General features: G+C 70.4%; 17 protein-coding genes. 6 read left to right on the top strand and 11 right to left on the bottom strand.

Annotated features, from left to right (window positions below):
* Nucleotides 1–70 precede the first annotated feature (70 nt).
* The 5 genes from OG623_RS27670 (at nt 71) to OG623_RS27650 (ending at nt 4,918) form a co-directional block, all read left to right on the top strand.
* The gene (locus tag OG623_RS27670; RefSeq protein WP_406150138.1) at nt 71–841 is read left to right on the top strand and encodes an IclR family transcriptional regulator; all 771 of its coding nucleotides are present in this window, start codon (nt 71–73) and stop codon (nt 839–841) included.
* Between the two features lie 103 nt (nt 842–944).
* Nucleotides 945–2,396 carry a peptidoglycan D,D-transpeptidase FtsI family protein gene (locus OG623_RS27665; protein WP_406150137.1) on the top strand — a complete coding sequence of 484 codons (1,452 nt, stop codon included), beginning with the start codon at nt 945–947 and terminating at the stop codon, nt 2,394–2,396.
* A gap of 283 nt (nt 2,397–2,679) precedes the next feature.
* Nucleotides 2,680–3,252, top strand: a complete 573-nt coding sequence (locus OG623_RS27660) for a SigE family RNA polymerase sigma factor (protein WP_406150135.1) — start codon at nt 2,680–2,682, stop codon at nt 3,250–3,252.
* Nucleotides 3,252–3,971 carry a hypothetical protein gene (locus OG623_RS27655; protein WP_406150134.1) on the top strand — a complete coding sequence of 240 codons (720 nt, stop codon included), beginning with the start codon at nt 3,252–3,254 and terminating at the stop codon, nt 3,969–3,971. Before OG623_RS27660 ends, OG623_RS27655 begins: the two co-directional genes overlap by 1 nt.
* Before the next feature lie 98 nt (nt 3,972–4,069).
* Nucleotides 4,070–4,918, top strand: a complete 849-nt coding sequence (locus OG623_RS27650) for a pectate lyase (protein WP_406150132.1) — start codon at nt 4,070–4,072, stop codon at nt 4,916–4,918.
* Nucleotides 4,919–5,023: 105 nt separating this feature from the next.
* On the opposite strand, the gene OG623_RS27645 is transcribed toward OG623_RS27650, so the two are convergent.
* The gene (locus OG623_RS27645; protein WP_406150130.1) at nt 5,024–5,974 is read right to left on the bottom strand and encodes a zinc-binding alcohol dehydrogenase family protein; all 951 of its coding nucleotides are present in this window, start codon (nt 5,972–5,974) and stop codon (nt 5,024–5,026) included.
* A gap of 77 nt (nt 5,975–6,051) precedes the next feature.
* Between OG623_RS27645 and OG623_RS27640 the strand changes: the two genes are divergently transcribed.
* The gene (locus OG623_RS27640; RefSeq protein WP_406150129.1) at nt 6,052–6,726 is read left to right on the top strand and encodes a TetR/AcrR family transcriptional regulator; all 675 of its coding nucleotides are present in this window, start codon (nt 6,052–6,054) and stop codon (nt 6,724–6,726) included.
* Between the two features lie 36 nt (nt 6,727–6,762).
* Here the strand turns inward: OG623_RS27640 and OG623_RS27635 are convergent, their stop codons facing one another.
* The 10 genes from OG623_RS27635 to OG623_RS27590 all read right to left on the bottom strand — a co-directional run bounded on the left by OG623_RS27635 (nt 6,763) and on the right by OG623_RS27590 (nt 18,338).
* Nucleotides 6,763–7,869 carry a dienelactone hydrolase family protein gene (locus tag OG623_RS27635; protein WP_406150128.1) on the bottom strand — a complete coding sequence of 369 codons (1,107 nt, stop codon included), beginning with the start codon at nt 7,867–7,869 and terminating at the stop codon, nt 6,763–6,765.
* Nucleotides 7,866–8,969: a pectinesterase family protein gene (locus OG623_RS27630; protein WP_406150127.1), complete on the bottom strand. Its 1,104-nt coding sequence runs from the start codon at nt 8,967–8,969 to the stop codon at nt 7,866–7,868. The genes OG623_RS27635 and OG623_RS27630 overlap by 4 nt, the downstream gene beginning before the upstream one ends.
* Before the next feature lie 140 nt (nt 8,970–9,109).
* Nucleotides 9,110–10,438 carry a polysaccharide lyase family 1 protein gene (locus OG623_RS27625; RefSeq protein ID WP_406150125.1) on the bottom strand — a complete coding sequence of 443 codons (1,329 nt, stop codon included), beginning with the start codon at nt 10,436–10,438 and terminating at the stop codon, nt 9,110–9,112.
* 78 nt (nt 10,439–10,516) lie between these two features.
* Nucleotides 10,517–11,347, bottom strand: a complete 831-nt coding sequence (locus OG623_RS27620) for a rhamnogalacturonan acetylesterase (RefSeq protein ID WP_406150124.1) — start codon at nt 11,345–11,347, stop codon at nt 10,517–10,519.
* Between the two features lie 147 nt (nt 11,348–11,494).
* On the bottom strand, nt 11,495–12,829 hold the full coding sequence (locus OG623_RS27615) for an ABC transporter substrate-binding protein (protein WP_406150122.1): 1,335 nt from the start codon (nt 12,827–12,829) through the stop codon (nt 11,495–11,497).
* Nucleotides 12,830–12,921: 92 nt separating this feature from the next.
* Entirely contained in the window at nt 12,922–14,469 is a 1,548-nt protein-coding gene (locus OG623_RS27610; protein ID WP_406150121.1) for a glycoside hydrolase 43 family protein, read from the bottom strand.
* Nucleotides 14,466–15,290, bottom strand: coding sequence for a PmoA family protein (locus OG623_RS27605; RefSeq protein ID WP_406150119.1), 825 nt, complete (start codon nt 15,288–15,290; stop codon nt 14,466–14,468). Before OG623_RS27605 ends, OG623_RS27610 begins: the two co-directional genes overlap by 4 nt.
* Complete coding sequence (locus OG623_RS27600) at nt 15,287–16,489, bottom strand: Gfo/Idh/MocA family protein (RefSeq protein ID WP_406150117.1); 1,203 nt, start codon at nt 16,487–16,489, stop codon at nt 15,287–15,289. Before OG623_RS27600 ends, OG623_RS27605 begins: the two co-directional genes overlap by 4 nt.
* Nucleotides 16,486–17,403, bottom strand: a complete 918-nt coding sequence (locus OG623_RS27595; RefSeq protein WP_406150115.1) for a carbohydrate ABC transporter permease — start codon at nt 17,401–17,403, stop codon at nt 16,486–16,488. The genes OG623_RS27600 and OG623_RS27595 overlap by 4 nt, the downstream gene beginning before the upstream one ends.
* Nucleotides 17,400–18,338: a sugar ABC transporter permease gene (locus tag OG623_RS27590; RefSeq protein ID WP_362887406.1), complete on the bottom strand. Its 939-nt coding sequence runs from the start codon at nt 18,336–18,338 to the stop codon at nt 17,400–17,402. The genes OG623_RS27595 and OG623_RS27590 overlap by 4 nt, the downstream gene beginning before the upstream one ends.
* Nucleotides 18,339–18,344 lie beyond the last annotated feature (6 nt).

Below are 18,344 nucleotides of genomic sequence, written 5' to 3'. Positions count from 1 at the left end.
CTATTTCCGGGCGATCGGTGTTGGCAAGAAGTTGCAGGGTCGTACGAGCAGGCTGGAAGGGGCATGAGGCATGTCGGTTGGCGAGTCCGGTGGGGCGCAGGTCAAGTCCGCTGTGAGGACGGTGGAACTCCTCGAATACTTCGCGGGGCGTCCCGGTATGCACTCCCTGGCCGCGGTGCAGGAGGCCGTCGGCTACCCCAAGTCCAGCCTCTACATGCTGCTGCGCACACTGGTGGAGCTCGGCTGGGTGGAGACCGACGCCACGGGCACGCGGTACGGGATCGGCGTACGCGCCCTGCTCGTCGGCACCTCCTACATCGACGGTGACGAGGTCGTCGCCGCCGCGCGCCCCACCCTGGACCGGCTCTCCGACGACACCACGGAGACCATCCACCTGGCACGGCTGGACGGGACGAACGTGGTGTACCTCGCCACCCGGCAGTCCCAGCACTATCTGCGTCCCTTCACCCGGGTCGGCCGCCGGCTGCCGGCGCACTCCACCTCGCTCGGCAAGGCGCTGCTGGCGACCCACAGCGACGAGCAGGTCCGCAAGATGCTGCCCGAGACGCTGCCGGCGCTGACGGAGCACACCCTCACCGACCGCGAGAAGCTGATCGAGGAGCTGCACCTCATCCGCGAGCAGGGTTACGCGGTGGACCGCGAGGAGAACACCCTGGGGCTGCGCTGCTTCGGCATCGCCATCCCGTACCGCACTCCGGCGCGCGACGCGATCAGCTGCTCGGTGCCGGTCGCCCGGCTCACGCCGGCGCACGAGCAGATGGTCAAGGACGCCCTGTTCGACGCCCGCGACCGGCTCACCCTGGCGACCCGCAGGCTCTGAGCGCCGGAATCGGAAACGGCACCGCAGCGGTGCGCCTGAGAAACCGGTGAGAAGGAACACGGACGGGAACGTCTCCGGCGCCCCCGTTCGTCCCTCCAGCGGGATGAACAAGACGATCAGGCGCGCTTCGGTCTTCTGCCTGCTGATGGTTCTCGCACTGCTGGTGCGGGCGACCTGGGTGCAGGCGTACGAGGCACGGGCGCTCGCAGACGACGAACACAACCGGCGGAACACGATCGCGCAGTACGCGCAGCCGCTCGGAGACATCATCGTGGCCGGATCCCCGGTCACCGGATCGAAGGAGACGGACGGCGACGACCTGCGGTACAAGCGCACCTACACCCAGGGTGAGCTGTACGCGTCGGTCACCGGCTACAGCTCGCAGGCCTACGGCGCCACCCAGCTGGAGGGCATCTACAGCGATGTCCTCGACGGCACCGACGACCGGCTGAAGAATCCCACCGACGTGATCACCGGGAAGCAGACCGCCCCCGGCAACGTCCTGACGACGATCGACCCGGACGTGCAGAAGGCCGCCTACGAGGCGCTCGGCGACGACCGGGGAGCCGCGGTCGCGATGGACCCGGAGACGGGACAGATCCTGGGCATGGTCTCGTCCCCCTCCTACGACCCCTCCGACATCAGCGGGACGTCGGACGGTGACGCCTGGCAGAAGCTGCTGGACGACACGAGCAAGCCGCTGGTCAACCGGGCACTGCGACAGCCGCTGCCGCCCGGTTCGACGTTCAAGCTGGTGGTCGCGTCGGCGGCGCTGGAGAACGGCCTGTACGACTCGGTCGACGACCCCACGGACAGCCCCGACCCGTACACCCTGCCGAACACGACCACCCCCATGTCCAACGAGAACCCCTCGGCCCCCTGCAAGAACGCCACACTGCGCACGGCCCTCCAGTACTCCTGCAACAACGTCTTCGCGAAGGTGGCGGCCGATCTCGGCCAGGACAAGCTGAAGGCGATGGCCGACGCCTTCGGCTTCGACACCGAGAAGCTGGACGTGCCGGTGCGGGCCTCGCAGAGCGTGTACCCGAAGGGCATGGACGAGGCCCAGACCGCGCTGACCGGCATCGGCCAGTTCGAGGTGACCGCGACCCCGATGCAGATGGCCATGGTCTCGGCCGCCCTCTCCAACGACGGCAAGCTGGCCTCGCCGCACATGGTCTCCAAGGTGACGGACGCCGACGGCTCCACGCTGCAGGAGTATCCGGACGGCGACACCGAGCAGGTCGTGAAGGCGTCCACCGCCGAGCAGCTGCGCAGCGCGATGGTCACCGTCGTGGAGAAGGGCACCGGCAGCAACGCGAAGATCGACGGCGCCGAGGTCGGCGGCAAGACGGGAACCGCGCAGAACGGCGTGGACAACAGCAACACCCCGTACGCCTGGTTCACCTCGTACGCGAAGGACGACTCCACCGGCAAGCAGGTCGCGGTCGCGGTGGTCGTCGAGGACTCCGGCGCGGCCCGCTCCGAGGTCAGCGGCAACGGCCTGGCGGCACCGATCGCACAGAAAATGATGAAGGCGGCCCTGGCGGACTGAGGGAGACGGACCTCACCCTTCTCCACTACGACGCCGACTTCGAGGCGATCGCCCGCCGCACGGGCCTGCGCACCCGGTGGCTCGCGGAGCCCGGCACCGCGTGAGCCGAGCGGTTTCTTCGGCACCAGGGCTTCACGTTTCCCTCGTGTTACGCCTTACTGGGAGGCGCACGCGTCGAAGCGCTTCCGGGGTCCATTGGTACGCTCTCGCCCCGCGAACGGACCTGGGAACGTACACAGTCCGTTGGAGCGCGCAGGGATCCAGTGCCGGAGAAGGGGTACACGTGGGCACCGTCGTGGATGATGCCGCTGCCGCCGAGTTCCACGCGTTCTTCGAGGCGCATTACGCCGAACTCGCCCGGCTCGCCCATCTGCTGACGGGTGAGGCCGATGCGGCGGACGATCTGGCGGCCGACGCGCTCATGGCGCTCTGGCACCGCTGGGACCGTGTCAGGGGTGCCGACCACCCGGTGGCGTACGCGAGGGGGGTCGTCGCCAACCTGGCCCGTACGCGCATCCGCAGCGCGGTACGGGAGCGCCGAAGAATCGCGCTGTTCTGGGCGCCGCGCGGTGCCGGGGACGGCTATGCGACGGACGGGCCCGACGTGTCGGCCGTGGTGGACGTCCAGGGTGCGCTGCGCAGGCTGCCGTTCCGCAAGCGTGCGTGCGTGGTGCTGCGGCACGCCTTCGACCTGTCCGAACGCGACACCGCTCTGGTCCTCGGGATCTCGGTGGGTACGGTGAAGAGCCAGACCTCGCGCGGTGTGGCGGAACTCCAGCGGCTGCTCGGCCCCGAGGCCCCGGCGGCACAGGTGCAGGTGGCCGCCGCCGGACAGCGCACCGGAGGAAGGCACTGATGGACGAGGACCTGCGGGAGCGGCTGCGGGCAGCCGCCGCTTCGCACCGCCCCGACCGGGCTCGGATGCTGGCCAGGATCGAGCGCGGCATGGCGCAGGAGTCACCGGCCCGTCCCGCCCGCCCGCCTCGTACGCCGATGCCGTGGCTGCGGGTCGCCGGCGCGACGGCGGCGGTGTGCGGGGTGCTGACGGCCGGGGCGTTCGCGGTCACATCGACGGCCGGCCGTGAACAGCCCGCGGGCGGTCAGCGGGTGGCCGCCGAGCCCTCGTCGGCCGCCTCCGCGACACCGTCCCCGCGCCGGGGCGGTGCGCTGCCCGCCGAGGACGGACCGCTGACGTCGAAGGGTTCGCTGAATCCGAACAGCAACGACTACTGGGCGCAGAGCGAAGTGACGGTCACGACGGCCCGGACACTGTCCGCGCTCACCGTCGAACTGCGGATCGCGCTGAACGGCGGGGTGAACAGCACCGGTTCCTGGCGCTCGCTGCCCGAGGAGGACTTCGTGGTCTCGGCGCGCGAGGACGGCGGCTACCTCGTCTACCGCTGGACCCTGAAGCAGGGAAGGAGCGTACCGGCCGGGACGCACACCTTCGCCGGGCAGTACAACCACGCGGAGGGCACCCGCGACACCGGACGCGACGACTACACGGCGCGTGGGCGGGGGCGTGCGACGGGTGAACAGACCTCGGTGGGTGGCGACTTCGGCGCCAGGCGCTGAGCGAGAACGATCCGGAACCCCGGCAACCGTTCCGTGGACGGCGGCGACTCAGGAGTGCAAGACGCTCCCCCCACCTTCCAGAAACGGGATCAGTCGACATGAGTGAACGAGCGCACACACACCGCCGCCGCGTCGGCAAGCGCCGCATGGCCGCCGCGCTGACCGCGGCCCTGGGCCTCACCGGTGCCGCCCTGGCCACGAACATGATGCTCCAGCCCGCGGGCGCGGCACCGGCGGACGCGACAGCCGCCGCGGTGGCCGAATGGCCCACCCCCAGCGGCAGCGAGGCCGTCTCGGAGACCATCGAGGTCTCGGGCAGCTACGACGGCGGCCTCAAGGAGTTCTACGGCGAGGGCGACCTCGGCGGCGGCGGCCAGGAGGAGGGCCAGGACGCGCTGTTCGAACTGGCCGACGGCGCGACCCTCAAGAACGTCGTCCTGGGCTCCCCCGCCGCCGACGGCGTCCACTGTTCCGGCAGCTGCACCCTCGAGAACGTCTGGTGGACGGACGTCGGCGAGGACGCCGCCACGTTCTTGGGCAAGTCGTCGAGCTCCGTGTACACGGTGAAGGGCGGCGGCGCCAAGGGTGCCGAGGACAAGGTGTTCCAGTTCAACGGCACGGGCACGCTGACCGTCTCGGGGTTCCAGGTCGAGGACTTCGGCAAGCTCGTGCGGTCCTGCGGCAACTGCTCCACGATGTACAAGCGCGACATCGTCGTGAAGGACGTCGACGTCACGGCGCCGGGCAAGTCCCTGGTCGGCATCAACAGCAACTACGGGGACACCGCCACGCTGAGCTCGATCAGGATCCACGGCGACAGCAGCAAGAAGATCAAGCCGTGCGTCCGCTACGAGGGCAACGACACCGGCGCCGAGCCGCCCGAGACGGGCAGCGGCCCCGACGGCGAGTACTGCCTCTACTCCGAGTCCGACATCAGCTACGACTGACCCGGGATCCGCAGGCCCGGACCACGGCGCGTCCGCGGTCCGGGCCTGGGGGGCATCAGGGCAATCAGAGCAGTCAGGGCATCAGGGCATCAGGGCATCAGGGCATCAGGGATGCAGCGTGATCTTCCCGAACACCGGAGTCGATTCGATGCGCTCGTGCGCGCGGCGCGCCTCGGCGAGAGGGATCCGCTCGTCGACGACCGCCCGGAGCTCACCCCGGGCCGCGCGTCCGAAGAGTTCGGCCGCCTCCTCCCCGACGGTTTCGGAGCTGACGGAGTTGAGGCTGAAGGCGAGGAGCGTGGGCGAGTTGTGATACGTGGTCAGAAGGCTTCCGAGGGCGGCGGGTTCCGGTGCGCCTCCCGCGGCTCCGACCAGCAGATACCGGCCGTCGGGCCGCAGCGTCTCGATGTAGCGGCCCAGATCCGGCCCCGCGACGGGGTCGACGACGATGTCGTAGGTGTCCTCGCTGCCGTCCTGGCCTGCCGCACGGTCCTGGACATGTGCGGCCCCGAGGCCGCGCAGGCGCTCCCCGCGCTCGGGCGATGAGGTGATCGCGGTCACCACACCGCCGGACAGGGCAGCCAGCTGCACCGCCATCAGCCCGATACCACCGCCGGCGCCCCTGACCAGCACCCGCTCGCCTTCCCTCACGTTCGCCCTCTTCAGGCCCAGGCCCGCGACCAGCGCGTTCACACCGAGCGCGACCGCGTCCGCGGCGCTGACCCCTTCCGGCACACGCACGACGTCGCGGACGTCGGCGACGGCCGATTCCGCGTAGGCCCCGGTTCCGGTCAGCACGAACACCCGTCGGCCGACCCAGCGTTCGCCCACCGCCTCCCCCACGGCGGCGACGGTGCCCGCCACCTCGACGCCCGGCACGAAGCCGGGCTCGGCGAGCGGCTGGTAGTCGCCGTTGCGCGCCATGACGTCGACGTAGCCGACACCTGCGGCTTCCACCCGGATCAGGACCTGACCAGGACCCGGCACGGGTTCGGGCCGGTCGACGACCCGCAGCACACCGGAGTCCCCGAACGACGACACGATGACGGCTTTCATGAACACGCCCCTTGGGTAAAAACTGGCACTGAGTGGCACAAGCGTATCAGTAGCAGATTTCTTGGTAGGGTGACGTCATGTCCACCACCCCCTCGAAGTCGGCGCCCCGGCCCCCCACCTCGCTGCGGGAACGCAAGAAGCAGCAGACCCGGGACGCCCTCATCGACACCGCACTGCGGCTCTTCCAGCAGAACGGCTTCGCCGAGACGACGCTGGACGAGGTCTGCGCGACGGCCGAGGTCTCCAAGCGGACGTTCTTCCGCTACTTCGCCGGCAAGGAGGACGTCGCCGTGGCTCCCCATCACGAGCTGTGGCTGGCGTACCAGCACGAGATCGAGTCCCTCACGCCCACCCGCGGCACCGTCTTCGAGACGCTCCAGGAGGTGCTGCTCGCGGCGCTGGAGGGGATGACGACGCCACGCTGGGCGGAACGAGCCGTCGCCGGCCGGCAGCTCGCGGAGACCTCGCCCTCGATCACCGCGCACTGCCTCAGCTTCTGCGACCGCATCAGCGACGAGACCTGGCGGATGCTCTGCGGCAGGCTCGGACTGACCGATACGGAAGACCTTCGTCCGCGCCTGGCCCAGGACCTCCTCGTCGCCGCGTTCCACTCCGCGATGGAACAGTGGGCGCAGCAGCCAGGACCGAAGACGCTCCCCGGCCTGCGCTCCCGGCTCCAGGACACGTTCACCGCGGCGTCACAGGCCACCACCTTCACCGGCGCCCCCGCGCTCGACGACGGGCGGGACTGAGCAGCGGGAGTGCGTTACGGGGCTGAGCAGCGGCGGTCAGGACGGCGCAGGTTCCGGGTCCATCGGTTCCGGGGCCAGCCAGCTGTCCAGCCAGGAGTACACCGTGTCCTGCATGGCCGCCGAGAAGACGTGCCCGGTCTCCGGCCAGAGGGTGGTGGTGAGCCGGTCGCCCGCCCCCTGTGACTCCCAGACCGCGCGCAGCTTCGCGTACGCCGACTCCACCCCGGCCGCCGTGAAGAGGTGGTCCCTGCCGCCCGCCTGGAACAGTGCGGGCTTGGGGGCTGCGAGTGACGCCACGTCCGGGATGTCGAGATGGCGGTGCAGCCCGGGGTGGAGCATGAAGTACGCGGACTGGCCGCGCAGCGTGTTGTTGCCCGGGACCATCATCTCCTTGAGCCCCGTCATCCAGCAGACGGACGCCGCCGCCCTGATGCCGTCGGACAGTGCGGACAGCTGCCAGGCACGGTAGGCGCCCATGGAGAAGCCCAGCGCCCCGACGCGTCGTTCGTCCACCTCGGGCAGCGAGGCGAGGAAGGCCGCGGCACGGATGTCCTCATGGGCGGCGAGGCCGGCCGGCGACGTACCCAGCTGGAAGAGGTTGGCGGCCAGAGCCTGCTGGTCCTCGTGGACCAGCGGGCCCCGGTCACCCCAGCCCAGGGTGTCCACGGCGAGCACTGCGTAGCCGCGGGCGGCCAGTTCGTCGCCGATGAACCGGCCGTCGTAGCACCGGTCGGCCCATGCGGTGGCCCGCGCGACGAGGTCCGGTCCCGGCCGTACGACCTTCTCCCGGCCGATCGTGAACTCCGCCCCGTGATCGTGAAGGACCAGCACCGCGGGAAAGGGCCCTGACCCGTGCGGCGTCAGCAGAGAGCCGTGCGCCCGTCCGTAGCGGCTGAGCGCGAACTCCACGGTCCGCGCGGTGTACGTCCCCTCGTCACGCTCCTCGACGGTCACCGGGTCGAAGGGCTCGGGACCGGGAGCCGTCGGCTGCAGCAGCGACTCCCCGACCACGGCGCGCGCCCCCGCGCGCCAGGCCGGGAAGTCACGGGCCACGGACCTCTCCCAGGAGAGCGGGAAGGTGAGTTCGTCCCTCAGCCGCTCGTAGAAGGCCGGAAGGACGCGCCCGGTGATCCCCAGGTTCACGCGTAGGGACGCCAGTCGCCGAGGTACCGGGCCACCGTGTGCGCGCGGGCCTCGGATGCGGTCAGCTGGGGCCGGTTGCCGGGGACGGTGACGCGTGCGCCGGGGCCGGTGTTGCGGTACTCGGCGAAGCGCTGGTCCTGCCACGGGAAGCCCGAGGACATCGTGTCGTACGGCGTGACCGCGTCGATGCCCGCACCGAGATGGCTGTCGCGGACCGTCAGCATCGGGTGTGCGGTGAGGTCCGACGAGGGCACCCAGGGGCGGGCCAGCTTGTAGTACGCGTCAGGGGCGGTGCTGGTGACCCGGGACCCCAGGACCAGGTAGCCGCGCGGGTTGGCCCCTGCGGTGCTGGGTGCGAAGACGAAGCCGTACGGCGCGGAGGCCAGGTCCGTGCGGGTCAGGGTGCGGAAGTGGCAGCGGTCGTAGACGGCGGTGGCACGGCCGAAGACGAAGTCGACGTCCCCCTCCACATAGCAGTCTCGGTAGTACTGGCGGGCGAAATCGGTGAGGGCGAGGGAGTCGGCGTACAGGGTGTCCTGGTGGCCGAGGAACCGGCAGCCGTGGAACGCCGATCGGTCGCCCTGCACCTTGATCGCGACGGCCTGTGTGTCTGTGTACTCCGGGTTGTCGGAGCGCAGCCAGTCGTTGGCGAAGGTCACGTCGCGGGCGGTGAAGCCGGCGGCCGCGACGGTGACGGTGGCCGAACCGCTCGTGCCGTAGGTGCCGGACCCGTCGGGCTTGGGCGTGCCGGCCGCGTTGTCGTGGACGATGACGGTGTCGCGCGGGTCGCCGCTCGCACCGATCACGGTGAGCTCCGCCCGGTCGGCGGTGACGAGCACCGGGCCTCGGTAGGTGCCCGGGGCGAGCACCAGGGTGTGCCCGGGGCCTGACGCGGCGTCGACGGCGGACTGTACGTCGGTGTGGTCGCCCCTGCCGCGCGGGTCGACGTACAGCGTCAGGGCGTCGAGCCGCCGGGACGGCGCACCGTAACGGCCGAAGGGGCGCGGGTGCGCGGGCGCGGCCAGGGCTGCGGGCGCGCCGAGGGTGAGTGCGGTGCCCGCACCCGCGAGCAGGGTCAGCGCACGGCGTCTGCTGGGCATGGCGGTACTCCTTTGGGCGGGGTCTGCCGGAGAGGCAAGGCCGGAGGGGGCGGATCCGGAGGGGACGGATGGGGCCGGAGCGGCGCTCTCCGGGGTGCTGGAGAGCGTGCGGTGCCGCTCCGGCCGTTCGGGGGGGTGGGTCAGCGGAGCGAGGCCTTGCCCGCGCCCGCACCGAGGCCGACGAGCAGCGGGACGGCCAGCGGGTGGTCGACCTTCGTCCGCAGCGCCGGGGTCCAGCCCGCGCCCTCGGTGAGCTGCTCCTCGGGCACGCCCGCGTTGTGCACGGCGATCAGGTCGGTCCTGCGTCCGTTGACGTAGTTGTCCCCGGCCGAGAGGGAGGACTCGGACCACTTCTTGAGGATGGTCGCCTTGTCGAAGCCCTTGGGCACGGTGAAGGCGTTGTGCTCGGCGACGAGCTGGGACTCGGCTCCGACGCCGTACGAGTAGCCGTAGGCGGCGCCCTTGGACGCGACGAAGTGGTTGTTGTACGAGTCGACCTGTCCGAAGCGCACCCGGGGCGCGCGCTCGTTGACGTCCTTGAAGAGGTTGTGGTGCAGCGTCACACGGAGCCTGCCCCGGTCGTCGTCACCGGCGCTGTCGCTGTTGCCGATGAGCATCGTCTTGTCGTGGTCCTTGAGGACGTTCCAGGAGACGGTGACCAGGTCGGCGCCCCGGACGATGTCGAAGAGCCCGTCGTGCTGCTGGAACACCTCGTTGAAGTAGCTGGGCTGGTCGGCGTCGGGGCGGTCACCGTCGCTGAAGGTGTTGTGGTCGACCCAGACGTGGTCGGAGCCGTACACGACGAGGTTGTCGTACTCGGAGTTCCAGTGCCCCGTGTCGCCGTCGGTCGGGTCCCACAGGGGGAAGCAGTCGTAGGTGTCCTCGAAGGAGAGGTTGCGGATGATGACGTTGGAGACGTTCTTCACCTGGAGGCTGGCGCCGATGACCGTGGGGTCCTTGCCCACGCCGATGATCGTGGTGTTGGACGGGACGTTCACGTTGACCGCGGCGGCCTGGAGCTTCGCGGACGCGACACGGGCGTCCTCCAGCGGGCCCGACGGCACCTCGTCGGTGCCCCAGACCTCCGGGTCGTAGGCGGCGAGGTACTTCTCCAGGGTGTAGCCGTCCTGCTGGTAGGCCTCGCAGTCGATCGGGGTGCCGGCCTCGTCGGCGTTGCCGTGGACGGTCCCGGCGATCTTGATGATCTTCGGTGCGTCCCCGGCGTCCTCGAACGCGGCGATGAGCTCGGCCCGGTCGGTGACGGTGTAGACGTGGTCGGGGGTGGCGTCTGCGCCCCCCGTGGTGGAGCCGTCGGCCGAGGCCCAGCCGTCACCCGAGGGAAGTACGGCGCGTTCGATCCCCTTGCTGTGAGGCGAGGAGGCCTGGGCGGGGAGGCTCACGGCGAGGCCGAGCGAGGCGCAGCCCATCACCACGGCGATGGCGCGGACGTTTCTCATGCGTGCGGGCATGGCGAATCCTTGACTGTCGTGTCGGAGGAGCGAGGAACGAGGAACGAAGAACAGGGAGAAGGAAGAAGGAAGGGAGCTTCAGCTCTGCGGCCAGGTGATCCACGCACCGGGCACCGGCGCGTCGAGACGGCGTACGTCGCGCGCGGCGAGCACGCGCGCGTCCAGCAGGGCGCGGGCGGTCGTCCTGGCCACCTCGACGGCACCTTCGGGCCGGAAGTGCGTGTTGTCCTGCCGTCCCTCGGGGTAGTTCGGCGACTGGCCGGGCTCCAGCCAGTTGAAGAGGGCCTCGGTCCCCTCGGGGCCGAGTTCCTGCCAGCGGGCCAGCGAGAGCGCCTGGATGTCGAGCAGGGGGACGCCCTCGTCGGATGCAAGGGAGCGCATCGCGGCGGGGTACTCGCCGTGGGTGGGCCGGGCGGCGCCGTCCTCGGTGAAGCTACGGCGCTCGACCGGGGTGATCAGCACGGGCTCGGCGCGCCGGTCCCGGGCGCCCTTGACGTACTGGCGCAGATAGTCCTGGTAGGTGGTCCAGGGGTCGGTGCCCCGGTCCGGGTCCTCGGTCTTCTCGTCGTTGTGGCCGAACTGGATGAGGACGAGGTCGCCGGGGCGGACACCGTCCAGGAGGGCGGCGAGGCGGCCCTCCTCGACGAAGCTCTTCGAACTCCGGCCGTTGACCGCGTGGTTGGCGACGGTGAGCGCATGCCCGAGGAAGAAGGGAAGGGCCATGCCCCAGCCGGTCTCGGGCGCGGCGTCGGCGTATTTCTGGGCCGCGGTGGAGTCGCCCGCGATATGGAGTGTGCGGGGCCTTGGCCTGCTTCCGCCGCCACCGCCGTGCGCCAACGCGGGGGTGGCGCCGAGGGCGAGGGGCAGCGCGAGAAGCGCGGCTGCCGTCCGTCTACGGGTGAGTGACACGGGATGACTGCCTCTCTCGGAGAACGCTCGGAGAACACTCGGAGAACACACATGAGGGATGCGCGGGGAGGAGGGACCGGCGGCGGGGTGCGACCCGGACCGCCGCCGGTCCCGGTCATCGGGGGTGGCGGCTCGCTGGACGGCCGGTCAGCCGTTGCCCAGTTCCTTCCACTCCTTCTGGGCGGCGTTGAGCTCACCGGCCACCTTGTCCAGGAACGCCTTGGCCGTGATCTTGCCGAGGAGCAGCTTCTGGAAGTCGGGCTCGTTGTCCGCCTTGCTGATGTTGTTCCAGTCGGGCAGGTAGTAGGGCAGGTCGACGATCTTGGTGGAGCCGTCGGTGAGGGCCTTCGCGGCGAGCTCGGTGGGCTCGGCCTCGGAGATCCAGGGGTCCTTGGCCGCCTCGGTGTTGGCCGGGATGGCGCCGGCGGACTCGTTCCACTTGCTGTTCGACTCGTGGGAGGCCGCGAACTCGATGAACTTCCAGGCCGCGGTCTTGTTCTTGCTCGTACGGAAGAGGCCGAGGCCGTCGACGGGGTTGGAGACCTGGACGCGTGTGCCGCCCTCCCCGATCGGGGCGGGTATCCCGGCGAACTTGTCCTCGCCCAGCGCCTTCAGGTGGTCCTGGTAGGAGCCGAGGTTGTGGCTGAGCATCCCGATGGTGCCGGTGTCCCACTGGGCGACCATCTTGGTGAAGTCGTTGTTGACGTCGGCGGCCGGCGTCGTCTTCTTGAAGAGGGCCGCGTACTTCTCCAGCGCCTCGACGTTCTTCGGGTCGTTCAGGGTGGTCTTGTCGCCGTCCCAGAAGTCCGTGATGCCGGTCTGGCCGTAGATCGCGTCCAGGGCCTGCGCGATGGAGCCCGCACCGCCGCGGATGGTGTAGCCGAACTTGTTGTTCTTCGCGTCGGTGAGCTTGTCCGCGGCCTCGTAGAACTTGGGCCAGGTGGTGGGCGCGTCCAGGCCGGCCGCCTCGAACAGGTCGGTGCGGTACCAGAGCGCGCCGTTGTTCGCGGAGGTCGGCACGGCGTACACGTCGTCGCCCCGGCCGGCCGCGGCTCTGACGCTCTCGACCATGTTCTCGACGAGCTTGCCCTTCAGCGACGACTTCTCCAGGCGGCCGTTGACCGGCTCCAGGGCGTCCTGGGAGACCATCCCGGCCAGGAACGCGGTGCCGACTCCGCCCACGTCGGGCAGCCCGCCGCCGGCGATGGCCGTGTCGTACTTGGACTGGACGTCGGCGATCGGGATCGGGACGTACTTGACCTTGATGTCCGGGTTCTTCTTCTCGAAGTCCTTGATGATCTCGGTCCAGACGGCGGTGCGTGGACCACCGTTGTTGTCCCAGAAGGTGATCTCGCCCTTTCCGCTGCCCTCCGTGCCTGAGCTGCTGCCGTCGTCACCACAGGCAGTGGCTCCGAGGGCGAGGACCGCCGTGAGGGACACCGCGGTCGCGGCACGCCCCCGGAACGCCTTCGAGATGTTCATGTCAGCTCGTCTCTCTCGGAATCTGTACGCGTGCGTGGGGGGAGGTCGGTGGTACGCGGGTGCGTCATCGCGGCTCCTACAGCGGTGCGGGGTCAGACGGTGCGAGAAGTTCCGGTGGTGCGGAACGAGGTGAAGCCGGCCGTTCCCGACGGCTCGGTCCCGGCCGGCGCGGTGGCGAAGAGGCCCAGCAACGCGCCGACCCAGCGCCAGGGGGCCGCCGCGAAGACCTGGCCGGAGGCCCGGAAGCCGGTCCCGTCGCCGGTGTCGGCGTAGAAGCGGCAGCGGGCGCCCCGGGTGACCTCGATACGGACGCGGACGGCTGCCCCGGGCGCTGGGCGGGGGTGTTCGGCGTCCCGCTCGTGCTCGGCGACGGCCTCGGCGTAACGGTGCACGAGTGCGGCCGTGCCGTCGGGCCCCGCTTCGAGGCCGATCCAGGAGAAGGCGTCCCCGAGCACGGCGAGCCCGGCCTTGGCCCCCGGTTCGCGGGAGTCCAGCGTGAGGGAGGTCTCGGCGGTGAACTCCTCCGCGGGCAGCCGCTGCACCAGGACGTTGGGCAGGGCGCGCAGGTCGTGGGCGTACGCGGTCCGTACGCAGCTGAGGCGCAGCCCGTCGCCGCCGTGCCCGACCGTCCAGCCGGGCCGGGGGTTGGCGGTCCACTGCCACTGCCTGCCGTACCGGCCGCCGGGGAAGTCGTCGTCGGAGGCCGGCGCTTCGGCGGGCTGTTCGGGGGCCTCGGGGCTCCGGTGCACGAGGACGGGTTCTCCCTCGTCACCGATGACCGGCCAGCCCCCCTCCCAGCTCATCGGCTGGAGGTGCACCACACGGCCGTACGCTCCTCGGGACTGGAAGTGCAGGAACCAGTCCTCGCCCACCGCGGTCCTGACCCAGCCGCCCTGGTGGGGGCCGTTGACCTCGGTGCCGCCCTGGGCGAGTACGACCCGCTGCTCGTAGGGTCCCTCGAACGTCCGCGAGCGGAAGGCTCCCTGCCAGCCGGTCTCCACTCCCCCGGCCGGGGCGAAGATCCAGAACCAGCCGTCGTGCCGGTAGAGCTTGGGGCCCTCAAGGGTGAACCAGCCCGGGATCGTGTCGGCGTCGACGAGGGTCGTGCCGCCGTCGAGGAGCTCACGTCCGTCGGGGCTCATCCGGTGGCCGGTGAGGCGGTTCTTGATGCCTGCACGGGACTTCGCCCAGGCGTGCACCAGATAGGCCTCGCCGGTCTCCTCGTCCCACAGGGGGCACGCGTCGATGAGGCCCTTGCCCGACTTGACGAGGTGCGGGGCGCTCCAGGGACCGCGGATGTCCTCGGCGTTGATCTGCTGGATGCCGTGGTCGGGGTCGCCCCAGAAGATCCAGAAGCGTCCGGCGTGGTGGCGCAGTGCGGGTGCCCACACCCCGCAGTCGTGGCGGGGCACGGCGAAGTCGGCTTCCGGAGTGAGCCGTTCGAGTGCGTGGCCCACCAGCGTCCAGTTGACGAGGTCGCGGGAGTGCAGCAGGGGCAGTCCCGGGACCCGGCCGAAGCTGGACGCGGTGAGGTAGAAGTCGTCGCCGACGCGGACGACGTCGGGGTCGGACCAGTCGGAGTTCAGGACCGGGTTGCGGTAGGTGCCGTCCCCGAGGTCGGATCTCCAGGGCATCGTCATCCGGCGACCGCCTTGCGGACATGGGCCGCCGCCGCGTCCCGGTCGAGGCGTCCGTCGGCGACGACGGTGACGACCCGGCGCACGACGGTGGCTCCGGCGGCCACGGGGAGTCGGCGGTCGGCGGCCAGGGAGGATCCGACCCCCGGGTAAGAGGCGGTCCGTACGAACCAGGGGTCGCTCCGGGTCTCATCGGTCGCGCCGGCGAAGACGAGCGTCCAGCCGTTCCCCGCGAGGGCCAGCCAGTCGGCGGCCTTCCCGTGGACCGCTTCCTCGCCGTCGAGCGTTCCGCTGAAGACGGCGGGCGGGGCGTCCTCCTTGGGCGCGCGCCAGAAGAAGCCGCCGTAACCGGCGCCGGGGCGGCCGTTGGTGGCGGGGCTGCCGATGGAGAGGTCGGTGCCGCTCCGGTTGGCGAGGGAGAAGGAGAAGTCCAGCGCCCAGGCCGTCGGTGAGATCTCGACGACGGCGACCGTGCGGTGCTCGCGCAGCAGTTCGGCGCCGCCGGCCTCCCAGCTGAGCTCCTCCACGAAGCCGTCCGGGTCGCGCAGCTTCCAGCCGATGTGGCGCTGCGTCCCGTGGTTGTCGAGCGCGGTGGGGCCCTGGTCGCGGACGAAGGTGCGTCCGCCCCAGAAGTTGTGTCCTGCCACGTCGGGCACCGCGACCGAGGCACCCAGATGGTGCGGGTGGTCGTCCGGCCGCTCCTCGGTGACGGGGATGCCGGCGAGCGTGGTGACGGGGTGCAGATAGGGGCGGTTCTCGGTGTCCGGCCCGTAGCCGTAGCGGCCGACGGGGCGCCCGGCGCAGCTGAGGAGTGCGGTGGTCATGCTGTGCTCACCTCGCTTGGTCGCGCCCAGGAGGCGCCTAGTTCGGAGAAGAGACTGAGGGTGTCGGCAGCGGCGGCGACGGTGCCGTCGATGCCGCGCACGATGCGCCGTACGCCGTCGCCCTGGTCGGCGGGCCTGCTGTGCCAGGCGGTGGCGGGCAGCGCGGTGGGCTCGGGTGCGGTGCGTACGGCCTCCAGGACCCGCATGAACGCGCCGGTCCGCTCGGGCGGTACGAGGAGCCCGGTGCCGTGCTCCAGGTGGTCGAGCAGGTTTTCCAGGAGGTCGGTCCGCCCGTGGACGGTCTCCTCCGGGCCGTGTCCTGAGCGCTGGACGAGGATGCGGTCCTGCTTGTACCAGAAGGTGATGCGGCCGCGGTCGCCGTGGACGATCACATACGGTTCGCCGGCCTGCTCCGCGCAGAGGGTGGCGGCGATGGTCACCGGTAGCCCGTCGGTGGTGGTGATCCGGACGCAGCTGGTGTCGTCGGACTCGATGTCATGGGCCCTGAACAGCTCGGTCTCGATGGACGCCACGTCCTTGGCGGTTCCCCGGCCGGCGAGTTCGAGTGCGGTGGCGACGGCGTGCGCCAGGGGGTTGGTGAGCGCCCCGTCGACCACGTCCGTCCCGCCCATCCGGCGCCGCCCGGCCCAGGGCGCCCGCCGGAAGTAGGCGTCGTCGCGTACCCAGGCGCCGGCGGCGCCGACGCCCCTGACGGTGCCGATCGCCCCGGAGCGTACGAGCTCGTCGACGGCCCCCACGGCGTGCGAGCCGAGGGACTGGAAGCCGATCTGGCAGGCGATGCCCGCCTCCCGTACCCCCTCGGCCATGCGGGCGTAGTCGTCCCAGGTGGCGGCCGGCGGCTTCTCCAGGAGGAGATGGACGCCACGGGCCGCTGCGGCCAGGGCCATCGTGGTGTGGGTCGGGATGGGGGTGCAGACGACGGCGCCGCGTGCGCCCGTGGAGTCCAGGAGCGCCTCGAAGTCGTCGGACTGCTCGGGCATCTCCCCGGCGAACTGGTCGAGTTCACCGTCCGTCAGCGGGTTCAGTTCGCATACCCCCACCAGTCTGACCCGGCCCTGGCGCTGGAGGCGGCGGATGTTGGAGAGGTGCCAGCCGCCGTGGCCGCGGGCTCCGGCCAGGACGAGGGGCAGCGGGGTGGTCGCACGCGTCGGGTGGTGCGTCCGGGTCATGTCCGTCATCCCTTCACCGCACCGGCGCTGAAGCCGGTGATGAGCCACTTCTGGATGAAGGCGAAGACGATCACCACGGGCACTGCGGCGATCACCCCGCCCGCGGCCAGCGCCCCGAGGTCGACGCTGTCGGCGCCGATCAGGGTGTTGAGGCCGACCGGGATCGTCTGCTTGTCCTGTTCGCTGAGGAACATCAGGGCGAACAGGAAGTGGTTCCAGCTGTGGACGAAGGCGAAGGAGCCGACCGCGATCAGTCCGGGGCGCAGCAGCGGCAGGACCACGGCGCAGAAGGCCTTGAAGCGCGAGCAGCCGTCCACCCAGGCGGCCTCTTCGAGCGAGACCGGCACGTTCTTGATGAAGCCGCTGATCAGGATGATCGAGAGGGGGAGCTGGAAGACGGTCTCCGCGATGACGACACTCCCCAGGGAGTTGATCATCTGGAGGTTCTTGAAGATCTCGAAGAGCGGCACGAGCATCAGGGCGCCCGGGATGAACTGCGAGCAGAGCAGCGCCAGCATGAAGGCGCCCTTGACCTTGAAGTCGAAGCGGGCCAGGGCGTAGCCGCCGGCCAGCGCGACCAGGGTCGTGGCGATCAGCGTCGCGACGCCGACGATCATGCTGTTCTGGAAGAAGAGGGCGAAGCTGCGCTCGTTCCAGACCTTGGAGAAGTGGTCCGCCGTCATCGGCCAGGGCACCAGCGAGGTGGATCCCGCGGGCCGTACGGCGAACAGGAGCATCCAGTAGAACGGGATGAGCGTGAAGAGCAGGTAGATCCCGAGCGGCACATAGATCTGCCAGCGCGGTACGTCGTCGAAGGCTCGCTCGCGCTTGGGGCGGCGGGGCGGGGAGGGCGGCGGGGCGGCGTCGTCCCGGTCGGGGCCCGGCGTGCGGGCGCTCTTCTTCTCCACGAGTGCGGCGGTCACTTCTTGTCGCCTCCGAACTTGCTCAGGCGCAGATAGACGATCGAGCAGAACAGGAGGATCACGAAGGCGACGGTGGTGAGCGCGGAGGCGTATCCGAAGTCGTGGCCCTCGATGCCTGTGTTGGCGACGTAGAGCGGGAGTGTGGTGGTCTCGCCCGCGGGTCCGCCGCCGGTGAGGGTGTAGAGCAGGTCGACGTTGTTGAACTCCCAGACCCCGCGCAGCAGGGTGGCCAGGATGATCGCGTCGCGCAGGTGCGGGAGCGTGATGTGGAAGAACTGCCGCATCCGGCCGGCGCCGTCCACCGACGCCGCCTCGTACAGCTCCTTGGAGACGGACTGCAGGTCGGCGAGGATGAGGATGGCGAAGAAGGGCACGCCGCGCCAGAGTTCGGAGACGGTGGCGGCCCAGAAGACGGTCCCGGTGTCCGAGAGGACCGAGGTGCCGTACTCACCGATCCCGGCGTCCGCGAGGTAGCGGCTGAAACCGGTCGACGAGTTGTAGAGCAGGATCCAGATGGTGCTGGTCAGGACGCCGGACACGGCCCAGGGCGAGAAGACCATGGCGCGGGATATGCCGCGGCCGATGAAGCTCTGGTTGACGATCAGGGCGAGGGCCAGGCCGAGGACGAGTTGCAGGGTCACCTGGGTGAAGACCCACTGGGCGCTGAAGCCGAGCGTCGGCCAGAACTTGTCGTCGTCGGTGAAGATCCGGGTGAAGTTGTCGAGGCCGGCGAAGCCGTTCCGCCACGGCTTGGTGACGTTGTAGTTCTGCAGGCTGTAGTAGAAGACGCTGATCACCGGATAGGCGATGAAGCCCAGCATCAGCAGGCCGGCCGGCGCGATCAGCAGATACGGCAGTCGGCGGGGGGTGGCCGAGCGGCGCCTGGACGCCTTCCCCTTGGGGGGTGGTGTGGCCACGGCTGCGGATTGGGCCATGACGCG

It is taken from the genome of Streptomyces sp. NBC_01012, assembly GCF_045162755.1.
Lineage (GTDB): Bacteria > Actinomycetota > Actinomycetes > Streptomycetales > Streptomycetaceae > Streptomyces.
Note: the sequence above shows the minus strand (reverse complement) of the source record. Positions and strands in the feature narration are given on the sequence as shown.

Excerpts from the sequence above, each read along its gene's own strand:
- OG623_RS27670 (WP_406150138.1), top strand. The coding sequence starts at position 71 with ATGTCGGTTGGCGAGTCCGGTGGGGCGCAGGTCAAGTCCGCTGTGAGG.
- OG623_RS27665 (WP_406150137.1), top strand. The coding sequence starts at position 945 with ATGAACAAGACGATCAGGCGCGCTTCGGTCTTCTGCCTGCTGATGGTT.
- OG623_RS27655 (WP_406150134.1), top strand. The coding sequence starts at position 3,252 with ATGGACGAGGACCTGCGGGAGCGGCTGCGGGCAGCCGCCGCTTCGCAC.
- OG623_RS27650 (WP_406150132.1), top strand. The coding sequence starts at position 4,070 with ATGAGTGAACGAGCGCACACACACCGCCGCCGCGTCGGCAAGCGCCGC.
- OG623_RS27645 (WP_406150130.1), bottom strand. The coding sequence starts at position 5,974 with ATGAAAGCCGTCATCGTGTCGTCGTTCGGGGACTCCGGTGTGCTGCGG.
- OG623_RS27640 (WP_406150129.1), top strand. The coding sequence starts at position 6,052 with ATGTCCACCACCCCCTCGAAGTCGGCGCCCCGGCCCCCCACCTCGCTG.
- OG623_RS27630 (WP_406150127.1), bottom strand. The coding sequence starts at position 8,969 with ATGCCCAGCAGACGCCGTGCGCTGACCCTGCTCGCGGGTGCGGGCACC.
- OG623_RS27625 (WP_406150125.1), bottom strand. The coding sequence starts at position 10,438 with ATGCCCGCACGCATGAGAAACGTCCGCGCCATCGCCGTGGTGATGGGC.
- OG623_RS27615 (WP_406150122.1), bottom strand. The coding sequence starts at position 12,829 with ATGAACATCTCGAAGGCGTTCCGGGGGCGTGCCGCGACCGCGGTGTCC.
- OG623_RS27610 (WP_406150121.1), bottom strand. The coding sequence starts at position 14,469 with ATGACGATGCCCTGGAGATCCGACCTCGGGGACGGCACCTACCGCAAC.
- OG623_RS27605 (WP_406150119.1), bottom strand. The coding sequence starts at position 15,290 with ATGACCACCGCACTCCTCAGCTGCGCCGGGCGCCCCGTCGGCCGCTAC.
- OG623_RS27600 (WP_406150117.1), bottom strand. The coding sequence starts at position 16,489 with ATGACGGACATGACCCGGACGCACCACCCGACGCGTGCGACCACCCCG.
- OG623_RS27590 (WP_362887406.1), bottom strand. The coding sequence starts at position 18,338 with ATGGCCCAATCCGCAGCCGTGGCCACACCACCCCCCAAGGGGAAGGCG.